7 protein-coding genes are annotated in these 11,969 nt (G+C 71.4%); 6 read left to right on the top strand and 1 reads right to left on the bottom strand.

The annotated features are described in order from the left end of the window. Positions 1 to 52: 52 nt before the first annotated feature. The 6 genes from ASC81_RS11760 to gshA all read left to right on the top strand — a co-directional run bounded on the left by ASC81_RS11760 (position 53) and on the right by gshA (position 9,736). Entirely contained in the window at positions 53 to 2,131 is a 2,079-nt protein-coding gene (locus tag ASC81_RS11760; protein WP_056266936.1) for a diguanylate cyclase, read from the top strand. Positions 2,132 to 2,283: 152 nt separating this feature from the next. Further along, positions 2,284 to 4,338: a diguanylate cyclase gene (locus tag ASC81_RS11755; protein WP_162245894.1), complete on the top strand. Its 2,055-nt coding sequence runs from the start codon at positions 2,284 to 2,286 to the stop codon at positions 4,336 to 4,338. Then, entirely contained in the window at positions 4,335 to 5,441 is a 1,107-nt protein-coding gene (locus ASC81_RS11750; RefSeq protein WP_235533631.1) for a tripartite tricarboxylate transporter substrate binding protein, read from the top strand. The genes ASC81_RS11755 and ASC81_RS11750 overlap by 4 nt, the downstream gene beginning before the upstream one ends. Positions 5,442 to 5,542: 101 nt before the next feature. After that, entirely contained in the window at positions 5,543 to 6,529 is a 987-nt protein-coding gene (locus tag ASC81_RS11745) for a tripartite tricarboxylate transporter substrate binding protein (RefSeq protein ID WP_235533630.1), read from the top strand. Continuing rightward, positions 6,529 to 8,196 (top strand): SulP family inorganic anion transporter, encoded by a 1,668-nt coding sequence (locus ASC81_RS11740; RefSeq protein WP_056266931.1) that lies wholly within the window; start codon positions 6,529 to 6,531, stop codon positions 8,194 to 8,196. The genes ASC81_RS11745 and ASC81_RS11740 overlap by 1 nt, the downstream gene beginning before the upstream one ends. A 46-nt stretch (positions 8,197 to 8,242) precedes the next feature. Then, entirely contained in the window at positions 8,243 to 9,736 is a 1,494-nt protein-coding gene (gshA, locus tag ASC81_RS11735; protein ID WP_056266929.1) for a glutamate--cysteine ligase, read from the top strand. A 12-nt stretch (positions 9,737 to 9,748) separates the two neighbouring features. Here the strand turns inward: gshA and ASC81_RS11730 are convergent, their stop codons facing one another. After that, positions 9,749 to 11,911, bottom strand: a complete 2,163-nt coding sequence (locus ASC81_RS11730; RefSeq protein WP_056266928.1) for a bifunctional diguanylate cyclase/phosphodiesterase — start codon at positions 11,909 to 11,911, stop codon at positions 9,749 to 9,751. Positions 11,912 to 11,969 lie beyond the last annotated feature (58 nt).

The following is an 11,969-nucleotide window of genomic DNA, read 5'->3' as shown; positions in this document are numbered from 1 at the left end:
CCGCGCTGAAATCGATGGCACCGGGCGGCACAACCGCCCTCTTGCCGCTCCGATGCACCCCTTCCTGGCTTCACGATCGACGCTCTGCGCGGCGCTGGCTGCGTTGGCGTTGCTGTGCGCCTGCTCGCCCGGCGGTGGCGGCGGCCCGCCCGCGTCGGCTGCCGGGGCGTCGGCCGCGCTCGACGACGGCCTGGCGCGCGACCTCGAACGCATCGAGCGCGCAGCCCGTGCCAAGCCCGCCGAGCTGGAGCTGGAGCTGCGTGCGCGCGGCGAGAGCCTGGCGGCTGGCAGCGCCGCGCAACTGGACGTGCTGGCCCTGCGTGGCCTGCTTGCCGCGCTGGCGCGTGACCGTGCCCTGTCCGAACAGATCGCTCAGCAATTGCGTGATTGGCCAGCCGGCGAGCTGCGCGCCACCGCGGTGGTGGCGGCCGTCAGCGTCAGCGCCGAATACCTGCGCGCCAGTGGCGACATGCGCGAGGCGCGCAAGCAGCTGCTGGGCCTGGATGCACAGCAGCTCAATGCCGCCGGCCTGGTGTTCCGATGGCGCTACTACGACCAGCTCGGGGCGATCACCAGCGACACCGGCGAGCTCGACGCGTCCTTGAACTATGGCCACGCCGCACAGCGGCTGGCCGAGCAGATGGGTCAGCCCTGGCGTGTCGCGCTGACCCTGGTCGACCTGGCCTATACCTCCGACCGCGCCGATACCCCGGCGCGCGCCCGCCAGTTGCTGGCCCAGGCTCTGGCGGAGGCGCAGAAGGACCCCGATCCGATGACGCTCAACCGCGTCTACACGATGCGCGGCATCCTCCATACCGGCGACACCGACGCCAGCATCACGCTGCAGGCCTACTCCGATGCGCTGGAGCAGGCCACGCGCGCCGGCTCTGACTCGGTGCGCGCGCTGGGCCTGGCCAACATCTCCGACTACCACCTGCGCCAGGGCCAGCCGGCGCGCGCGCTGGCGCTGGCCGAACAGGCGCTGCCGCTGGCGCGGGCCACGCGCAACATCGGCGCCGAGAGCGTGGCCCGCTCCAACATCGGCCTGGCCAAGATCGCCATGGGTCGCCTCGCCGAGGGCCGCGACGATGTACGCGCCGCCATCACGCTGGACGAGCAGCAGGGCGCACTGTCCTATGCCTCCGTCGGCTGGGAGGAGCTGGCGGGCTATCTGGAGAAGGCCGGTGACTTGGCCGGCGCCGTGGCCGCCTACCGCGAGCACCGCCGCATGAGCGAGCGCGTGCTGCGCGACGAGACCCGCAAGGTGCTGCTGGAAGCCCAGGAGCGCCAGGATGCCGAGCAGCGTGCCCGCGACATCGAGCTGCTCAACCGCGACAACGCCCTCAAGGCCGAGCAGGTCCACCAGCGCAACCTTGCGCTGATGCTCTGGGCGGCTTTGGGCGGCTGCGTGCTGGTGTCACTGGGCCTGCTGTGGCAGGCCTTTCGCCGGGTGCGGCGCACGAATGAGCAGCTCGCGCACAGCAATGCGTCGCTGAAGCGCCAGAGCGAGACCGATCCGCTCACCGGCCTGGCCAACCGCCGTCACTTCCAGGCCGCCATCAAGAGCCTGTCGAATGCCGAGGGGCTGGCCGCCAGCGTCTTCCTGGTCGACATCGACCACTTCAAGCGCATCAACGACAGCTACGGCCACGCCGCCGGCGACACCGTCCTCGTCGAGATCGCCAGCCGGCTGCGTCAGGCCGTGCGCGACGATGACCTCATCGTGCGCTGGGGCGGGGAGGAGTTCCTCATCGTCGCCCGCGGCCGCGAGGGCCTGTTCGCGCAACAGCTCGCGCAGCGCCTGCTCGACCTCATCGGCGGCAAGCCCGTGCGCCAGGACGGCCGCGACATCCCCGTCACCGCCTCCATCGGCTTCGTCAGCCTGCCCGTGCCACCGCACGGTCTGCGGCTGTCGTGGGAGCGCGCCATCGACCTGGTCGACACCGTCATGTACCTGGCCAAGGCGCATGGGCGCAACAAGGCCTATGGCGTCGAGCGCATCCATGCCGAAGATTCGCTGGCAGCCGCGCAGCTGACGGCGCGGCTGGAAGCCGCATGGAGCGAAGGCCTGGTCGGCCTGAAGGCGCTCAGCGGCCCCATCCCGGCACGACCGGCCGAGGCCAGCGCATGAGCGCCGCGCCGGGCCGCCCCCAAGCAAGCTCGCTCCCGCTTGGCGGGACAGCGCGCAGCGCGAAGGGTGCACCAGTGAGCGCCGCGCCGAGCCGCCCCCAAGCAAGCTCGCTCCCGCTTGGCGGGACAGCGCGCAGCGCCAAGGGTGCACCAATGACGAAAGGCCGGTCTGCGTTGCTCCTGCTGTCGCTGGCCGCTGCACTGGCCGGCGCCGCGCCCGTGACCGCGCCCGACCCGGTGGCCGAGGACGCGCTGCTGGCGACCCTCACCCGCCGCGCTTTCGATGCGCCGGACGCCGTGCTGGCCGAACTGCGCCAGCGCTGGCCGACCCACGCCCAGCCCGGCCAGCCGCGCGAGGCCGCGTGGCTGATGGCGCACGGCCGTGTGCTGTTGCACGCTGGCCAGATCGACGCGGCCGATGCCATCGCCGTGCAGCTGATGGCCCGCGAGGACGGCGTCGACCGCAGCTGGCTGTTGCGCGCGCTGGCGCAGGAACGTGTCGGCAAGCCCGCCACCGCGCTCGCTTCGCGTGCCCTGGCCGGTCTGGACAAGCGTTGCCCCCCCGGTGACGAAGTGCTCGCCGTGCGCGAGCTGGGCTGCGACTTCCGCAGCGCCTGGGAGGCCTTGCGCCTGCTGCAACGCGAGCAGTCGGCGCAAGGAGCATTCGTCAACGCCGAGGCCAGCATCCGCCGCGCGCTGGCCCTGGCCCGCGCTGGTGACGACAAGCACTTGGCCGTCCTCAGCCAAGGCATGCTGGCCGCCGTGCTGCAGCTGCAGGACAAGCTGGACAGCGCCCGCGCCGAGATCCGCGCCGCCCAGGCCCAGGTGCCCGGCGACCTCGTGGCGGGCGCCCGGCTGCGCAACTTCGAAGGTGTCATCGAGCGCCGCGCCAATGACGTGCCAGCTTCGCGCAGCGCGCTGGAGGCGGCCCTGCTGCTGGCCGAACAGGCGGACGCGCCTCATCTGGCGGCCCAGCTGCGCGCCAACCTCGTCGACGCCTACATGCACCTGGGCCTGCTCAAGGAGGCGCTGGCCACCGGGCAGCGCGCGCTGCCGGTGCTGCAGCGCTTCCGCGACCGTGGCTCCGAACGTGCACTGCACCACAACTTCGCCGTCGCCCACATCAAGCTGCGCCAGTTCGACGCCGGCCGCCAGGCCCTGGCGAAGGTGGCCGAGTTCGGCACCGACCCCGGCGACCTGGTGCCGCGCGCCCGTGAGCTGCGCGAGCTGGCCGAGACCTGGGGCGAGGCCGGCCAGTACAAGGAGGCGCTCGCCGCCCTGCATGCCGAGCGCGAACTCAACGCGCGCGCCAACGAGCGCAACCGCGCCGCTGCGCTGGAAGAGCTGGGCCGCAAGTACGACAGCGCCGCCAAGCAGCGCGACCTCGATCTGCTGGCACGTGACGGGCAGCTCAAGGACCAGCAGCTGGCCAACCAGCGGCTCGCGCAAAAGGTCGGCGTTGCCGTCGGCGCCTTGCTGCTGCTGTCCATTGCGTTGATCGGTGTCACGCTGCTGCGCATGCGCCGCGCGCAGGCGCGCCTGACCGCCAACCAGAGCCTGCTGCGCGCCCAGAGCGAGCGCGACCCGCTGACCGACCTGTCCAACCGCCGCCACTTCCTGGCCGTCATGGACCAGCGCGCGCGCGACGCCGATGGCAGCGAGCGGGCCGACGGCTTCCGCGGCGCGTTGATGATGATCGACATTGATCACTTCAAGAACGTCAACGACTGGCATGGCCATGCGGCGGGTGATGCGGTCATCGTCGAAGTCAGCCACCGCATCCGTGCGGCCGTGCGTGATACCGACCTCGTCGTGCGCTGGGGCGGCGAAGAGTTCCTCGTCTTCGCGCCCGAGCTGCCGGGCGACGACCTGGCGTTGATGGCCGAGCGCATCCTGCGCAGCATCGGCGGCGAACCCGTCGACACCCCAGAGGGGCCGCTGCGCGTCACGGCGTCCGTCGGCTTCGCGAGCTTTCCGCTGGGCGGCAGCAACGCGGCCGGCCCCGCCCTGCGCCTGCACTGGGAGCAGGCCGTCAACTGGGCCGACATGGTGCTCTACAAGGCCAAGGCCGAAGGCCGCAACCGCGGCGTCGGCATCACCGCCGTCGAGGCACCCGATGCCAACACGCTGGCCGCGATCCTGCAGGACTTTGACGCCGCCTGCATCAACGGCCAGGTCAGGCTCAGGCAGTTGCCCGGGCCCACATGAATATGCCCCTCGTCCAAGGAGTACCTTGGCCGGTCCCCCTGGGGGACGGCGATGCTTGCGGCATTGAGCCGCAAGCCCATCGCCATGGCGGGCCGGCTTGGGAGCGGCTCGGCGCTCGGCCCGCGAGTCCCCTGCGGCGCAGCCTGCTGCTGTGGCTGGCCGCGCCGGCCATGGCCCAGCCGGGCTGGCCGACGCGGCCGCTGCGCATCGTCGTGCCCTATGCGGCCGGCGGTTCGGCCGACGTCGCCGCGCGTCAGCTGGCGCCCGAGCTGCAGCGCAGCCTGGCCCAGCCGGTCGTCATCGACAACCGGCCCGGTGCCGATGGCAACATCGGCAGCGCCGAGGTCGCCGGTGCAAGCGACGGCCACACGCTGCTGATGGGCAGCGTCGGCACGCATGTGATCAACCCGCTGCTGTCGCGCCGACTGCCCTATGACCCGGTGAAGGACTTCGCGCCCATCTGCTTGGTCGCGACCGTGCCCCTGGTGCTGGTCATGAACCCAGCCGTCGCTCAGTCCCTGGGCGTGCGCAATGTGAGCGACCTCGTGCGCGTCGCCACCGCCCAGCCCGGCCGCCTGCACATCGCCTCCGGCGGGAACGGCAACCCGACGCACCTGGCCGGTGAACTCTTCAAGCGGCTGACGCAGACCTACATGCTGCACTTCCCGTATCGCAGCGCGGCTTCGGCCCAGCAGGACGTCATGGCGGGCAACATGGACCTGATGTTCGACAGCCTGCCGTTGGCGCTGCCGCAGATCAAGGCGAGCCGGCTGCTGCCGCTGGCCGTGACGAGCGCCCGGCGCAGCCCGGGCCTGCCCGAGCTGCCCACCATCGAGGAGGTGGGCGGGGCGGCGCTGAAGGGCTATGAGGCCAGCGCCTGGATCGGCCTGTTCGCGCCCGGCAGCCAGCCGCCCGAGCAACTCGCGCGCCTGCAGCGCGACAGTGTGGCGGCGCTGGCCGGGCCCGCGCTGCGCGAGCGCCTGACAGCGCGTGGCATGCTGGTGCACGGCAGCGGCGGCGCCGACTTCGCTGCGCTGATCGCTACCGAGACCGTCAAGTGGAACCGTGTCGTCAAGGTGTCGGGGATCAAGGTGGACAGATAGAGTGGGTCTCTTGCCGCGCCACGCCGGCTGAACCCAGTCGTGAGTGGCGGCTCTGGCGCGGCCCGTCGCTCGGCCGGGCCGGACAACTGATGGAGACCGCCATGAATCTCACCCGTCGCCAGGTCACCGCCCTAGCGGGCAGCCTCGCGCTGCCCGCCTTCGCCCAGGCGCCGTGGCCGGGCAAAACCCTCCGCCTCGTCGTGCCGTTCACGCCCGGCGGCACCACCGACCTGCTGGCTCGCGCGATGGCGCCCGAACTGCAGCAGCGCCTGGGCCAGTCGGTCGTGGTCGACAACAAGCCCGGCGCGGGCGGCAACATCGGCAGCGCCGAGGTGGCCAAGGCCACGGACGGCCACACGCTGCTGATGGGCACCGTCGGCACGCATGCCATCAATGCCGCGCTCTACCCCAAGCTGCCCTACGACCCGGTGCGCGACTTCGCGCCGATCACGCTGGTTGCGGCCGTGCCGAATGTGCTGGTGCTCAACCCCGCCAACGCGGCGCGTTACGGCATCAAGAGCGTGGCCGACCTGATCCGCGTCGCCCGCGCCAACCCGGGCAAGCTCAATATGGCGTCCAGCGGCAACGGCACGTCCATCCACCTGGCCGGCGAGCTCTTCAAGACCATGACGGGCAGCTTCATGTTGCACTTCCCCTATCGCGGCTCCGGTCCGGCGCTGCTGGACCTGATTGCGGGCAACACCGACCTGATGTTCGACAACCTGCCGTCCGCCCTGCCGCAGATCAAGGCCGGCAAGCTGCTGGCGCTGGCCGTCACCAGCGCCCAGCGCAGCTCGGCCGTGCCAGACCTCCCGACCATCGCCGAGGCCGGCGGGGCAGTGCTGCAGGGTTATGAGGCCAGTTCCTGGTTCGGCCTGCTGGCGCCGAGCGGCCAGCCGGCCGACCAGGTGGCGCGTCTGCAGCGCGAAGGGGCGGCGGTGCTCAACATGCCGGCACTGCGCGAGCGCATGGCGGGGCAGGGCGCGGTGGCGGGTGGTGGTTCATCGGCCGAATTCGCGGCACTGATCGCGAGCGAGACGGCGAAGTGGGCCCGGGTCGTGAAGGCATCGGGCGCGAAGGTCGACTGATGCGCTTGCTTGCCACCTGGCGCGCCGACCTGATCGCTGGCGCCATCGTGGCCGTGCTGCTGATCCCGCAGAGCCTGGCCTACGCGATGCTGGCCGGCCTGCCGCCACAGGTGGGGCTGTATGCCAGCCTGCTGCCGCTGCTGGCCTATGCGGCGCTGGGCTCCAGCCCGGTGTTGGGCTTGGGGCCGGTGGCGGTGCTGGCGCTGATGATTGCGCAGGCTTTGGGGGCGTTGCCGGCGGGCGTCAGCGCGACCGAGGGGGCACTCGTGCTGGCGGCCGAGGTCGGGCTGTTGCTGGCCACTGCTGCGGTCTTGCGCCTGGATGCGCTGAGCAGCCTGCTGTCGGTGCCGGCGCTGCGCGGCTTCGAGAACGGCGCCACGTTGATGATCGCGGCGGGGCAGCTGCCGGTATTGCTGGGTAGCGCGGCCGCGGGTTTCACCTTGCCGGCCCTGGTCTCATCCGCCCCTGATGGCGGCTTGGGGCTGGCGAGCGCGGTCTGGGGCGGCGCCGCGGTTGCGCTGCTGCTGCTGTCGCGCCGCGCCGGCCCGCGCCTGCTGTCCCGGCTCGCGCCCTTGCTGCTGCTGGTGGCGGCCATGCTGTTGTCGGCCCTGACGCCGGCTGCCCGCGGCGTGGCGCAGGTCGGCGCGCTGCCGTCACTGGCCATGCCGCTGGGCCTGCCGTTGCTCGACGCGGCCCTGTGGCTGCAGCTGCTGCCGGCCGCGGCCTTGGTGGCGCTGATGGGCTTCGTGTCCAGCCTGGCGGTGTCCGAGTCCCTGGCGCAGCGCCGCGGCGAGAAGCTGTTGCCGGCCGCAGAGATGCGCGGCCTGGCGGCGGCCAACCTGGTCGCGTCGGTCAGCGGCGGCATGCCGGTGGCGGGCAGCTTCTCGCGCAGCATCCTGTTGCACGAGGCCGGCTCACGCAGCCGCCTGAGCCTGGTCTTCGTCGCCGTTTTCATGGCCCTGGCCATGCTGCTGTTGGCCGAGCCGCTGGCCTACCTGCCCAAGCCGGTGCTGGCGGCGGTCATCGTCGTGGCGGTGCTGGGCGGCTTCTCGTTGCGGCCCTATCGCGACGCCTGGCGCTATGCGCGCGAAGAAGGGCTGCTGATGGTGGCCGTCACGGCCGCGGTGCTGCTGTGGAGCATTGCGGCGGCGCTGGCCATCGGTGTCGTCGGTTCCATCGCGCTGCTGATCCAGCGCACCGCCCGGCCGCATGTGGCGCGCATCGGCCGCGTGCCGGGCACCCAGCACTACCGCAACCTGGAGCGCTACGCGGTGGAATGCCGGCCCGAGGTCGTCGGCCTGCGCGTGGACGAGAGCCTGGTGTTCACCAATGCCCGCGGCCTGACCGACGCGGTGCTGGGCCATGTGCGTGCACACCGCAAGCAGGTCGGTCCGCCGCAGCGTGTGCTGATGCTGATGGCGCCGGTCAACCACATCGACGTGTCCGGCCTGACCGCGCTGCAGGAACTGCATGCCGCGCTCGCGGCCGAGGGCCTGAGGCTGGAGTTCTCCGAGGTCAAGGGCCCCGTGCTGGACAAGCTCAAGGCCGTCGGCTGGCTGGAGCGCCACGACGTGTCGCTCTACCTCAGCCATCACGAGGGCATCCAGGCCGGCGAACATGTCCTGAGGCCGAGTCTGGCTGACCACGATGCTCCCGGGCAGCTGTAGCCCTCATCTGCTACCGTCTCGGCCCAATTAGCGGTCCGCAGACGCCATGAACGACAAAGAGACATTGCTCGGCATCCGCCGCGGCATCGAGAAGGAAAGCCTGCGCGCCATGCCCAGCGGCGGCCTGGCGCTGACACCGCACCCCATAGCCCTTGGCGCAGCGCTGACGCATCCGCACATCACGACGGACTACAGCGAGTCCCAGCTGGAGCTGATCACCGGCGTGCATGCCGGCGTCGACGACTGCCTGCTGGAGCTGACCGAGATCCACCAGGCTGTCTACCGCGCGCTGGCTGACGAGCGGCTTTGGGTCGGGTCCATGCCCTGTGGCCTGCCAACCGACGAGACCATTCCCATCGGCCGGTATGGCAGCAGCAATGTCGGCCGCGCCAAAAGCGTCTACCGCATGGGCCTGGGCCAGCGCTATGGCCGGCGCATGCAGACCATCTCGGGCATCCACTACAACTGGTCGCTGCCAGGCGTGTCGACCGAGGGCTATTTCGGCGCCATCCGCAATTTCCGCCGCGAGGGCTGGCTGCTGCTGTACCTGTTCGGCGCCAGCCCGGCGCTGTGCGACAGCTTCGTCGCCGGCCGCGAGCACGGGCTGCAGCGGCTTTCCGGCCACACGCTTTACCTGCCGCACGCGACCTCGCTGCGCATGGGGCGGCTGGGCTACCAGAGCGACGCGCAGTCCAGCATCGCCGTCACCTACAACTGCCTGGAAAGCTACGCCGCCTCGCTGCAGGCCGCGCTCAGCCAGCCCTATCCGGCCTACGAGGCCATCGGCGTGCAGACGCCGGGCGGCGACTACAACCAGCTCTCCACCAGCCTGCTGCAGATCGAGAACGAGTTCTACAGCACCATCCGCGCCAAGCGCGTGATCCGCTCCGGCGAGCGCCCGCTGCATGCGCTGCGCGAGCGCGGCGTCGAGTACATCGAGGTGCGGCTGATGGACCTCGACCCGTTCGAGCCGGTCGGCATCGGTGCCGATGCCATACGGGTGCTGGACGCCTTCTTGCTTCACTGCCTGCACAGTGACAGCCCCGACGACACGCCCGAAGAGATCGCGGTCAACGCGCGCAACCAGCACGACGTCGCGGCGCGGGGCCGGGAGCCGGGGTTGATGCTGGAGCACTGGCGCGGCGGCCAGCGCAGCCTGGCCGACTGGGCCGGCGAGATCCTCGCCGCCTGCGCCAGCCATGCCGAGGCGCTGGATGCGGCGCACGGCGGCAGCGCCTATCGGGCGGCGCTCAAGCGCGTGGCCGAGCGGCTGCAGCGGCCGGAACTGTGTCCGTCAGCGCGCGTGCTGAGCGTCATGGCGCAGGACTTCGACGACAGCTATGTCGGCTTCATTCGCCGCCAGAGCGACGCGACCCGGGCGGCCTTGCTGGCCTTGCCCTTCCCGGAGCCGCTGCAGAAGCGCTTCGAGAAGATGGCCGCCGATGCGCTGGCCGAGCAGGCCCGCATCGAAGCCGCCGACACGATGGACTTCGAGACCTTCAGGCGCCACTACGTCGCGCCTGAGCGCATGGCGGTTTAGGGCCCGTTCACCTTAAAGGCAGGTATCGAGCGCGCCGTAGACCGACGGACTGAAGCGCAGCGTTGAACCCGCCGCGTCGTGGCCGCGCGCCCAGCGGGTCAGTTGCTCGGCGGGCATCGGGCGCGCGAACAGAAAGCCCTGCAGCTTGTCGCAGCGCTTGCCGCGCAGCACGGCGGCCTGGCCTTGGGTCTCCACGCCTTCGGCTACCACCTGCAGACCCAGCGCATGGGCCAGTTCGATGACGGCCTTGACGATGGCGCGTGCGTCGGCGCTGGTTTCCAGGTCCTGGATGAAGCTGCGGTCGATCTTCAGCTGCGACACCGGCAGTTGACGCAGGTAGGACAGGCTGGAGTAGCCCGTGCCGAAGTCGTCGATGGACAACGCCAGCCCCAGTTCGGCCAGGCGGCGCAGCGCCCGCTCGGTGGCGGCGGCGTCGTCCATCGCGACGGACTCGGTGATCTCGCAGGTCAGCTGGCCGGCGTCGATGCCGTGGCGCGCCAGCGTCTCCTCGAAGCGCTTCACCAGCGCGTCGGGCTGGCGCAGTTGCTGCACAGACAGGTTGATGGCCACGCGCATCTGCAGGCCGATGTCGCGCCAGGCCGCGAGCTGGCGGCAGGATTCGTTGATGACCCAGTCGCCCAGCGGCACGATGAGGCCGAAGCGCTCGGCGACGGGGATCAGCACGCCCGGGCTGACGGCGCCGCGCTGCGGGTGCTGCCAGCGCAGCAGCGCCTCGACGCCGGTGACCTCGTCCGCCACGGTGGCGATCTTGGGCTGGTAGTGCAGGGCCAGCACGCCGCTGCCGGGCTCGCCGGCCAGCGCGGCGCGCAGGTCGCGGGCCAGCTCGACCTGCTCGCGCACGCCGGCCTGCATGTGGGCCTCGAAAAATGCGAAGCCATTGCCGCCCGCACGCTTGGCTGCCTGCGCGGCCGAGTCAGCCTGCGCGATCAGCGCCTCGCCCGGCCCCTGGCCGTCGTAGAGGGCGACGCCCACCGAGGCCGACAGCCGCAGCGGCTGGTTGCCAGCGCCGGGCACATCGGCCATGGGCTCGGCCAGCGCGTCGAGCAGTCGCTGGGCAACCTGCGCCAACGTGGCCTCGGCCACCTCGCCCTCGATCATCAGCACGAACTCGTCGGCACCCAGGCGCGCCAGCGTGTCGTGGTTGCGCGCGAGGCCCTGCAGGCGGCGGGCGGTCTCGCGCAGCACGTGGTCGCCGGCGCTCAGGCCGAAGCTGTCGTTGATGGGCTTGAAACCGTCCAGGTTGATGACGAGCAGGGCCACGCGTGCGCCCTCGCGCTGGCCGCGCGCAGCGGCGTGCTGCAGGCGGTCGTCCAGCAGCTGGCGATTGGCCAGGCCGGTGAGGGCGTCGCGCAGCGCCAGCGCATGCAGCTCGGTGGTGGCGGCTTGCAGGGATTGCTGCAGCCGGTTGGTGCGGCGCTCGCCGCGCGCGTCGAGCGCCGAGGTGATCAGCGTCAGCAGCAGCAGCGCGAAGGTGGCGCCGGCGACGAGGTAGCCGAGGTTGTCGCCACGCAAGCCCTGGGTGCTCAGGCAGACCGCGCCTTCGACGATACCGGCGGCGGCCATGCCGGTGTAGTGCATGCCGGCAACTGCGGCGCCCATGACGAGGGCGGCCACGACCTGCCCCCACTTCGCCCAGGCATGCGGCAGGCGCCTGAGCCCGAAGAAGATGCACAGCGCCGCCGCGGCCGCGCCGGTGGCCACGGCCGCCGAGGCGGCCACCAGGCCCCAATGCCATTGGATGCCCGGCGCCAGCACGAGGGCCGCCATGCCGGTGTAGTGCATCGCGCAGATGCCAGCGCCCATGCTGACCGCGCCCAGTGCCAGCCGCGGGGGCGTCAGCGTTTCCTGTGCCGCCACGCGCAGCGCGATGGCCGACACGCCGACGGCGGCCAGCCAGCTCAGCAGTGTGACGGCGGTGTCGTAGCCGACCAGGAAGGGCAGCTTCAGCGCCAGCATGCCGACGAAGTGCATGGCCCAGATGCCCGTGCCCATGGACAGCGAGCCGGCGATCCACCAGATGCGTGCGACCAGCGCATCGGGCGTGCGCACGCGTTGGGCCAGGTCGAGCGCCACATAGGACGCAAAGGCGGCGGTCAGGTAGGACAGCACCACGACCGCCGGGTCGAAGCGCAGCGCGAGTTCGGCGACGGGCATGTCGGCCAGTATCGAAGCGCGCTTCGGGGAAACGCGGAGGCCACGGACCGCGACCGTG

This window comes from Pelomonas sp. Root405, assembly GCF_001425165.1.
GTDB lineage: Bacteria > Pseudomonadota > Gammaproteobacteria > Burkholderiales > Burkholderiaceae_C > Pelomonas.
The sequence above is the reverse complement of the archived record's forward strand: the minus strand, read 5'-3'. Positions and strand labels throughout refer to the sequence as shown.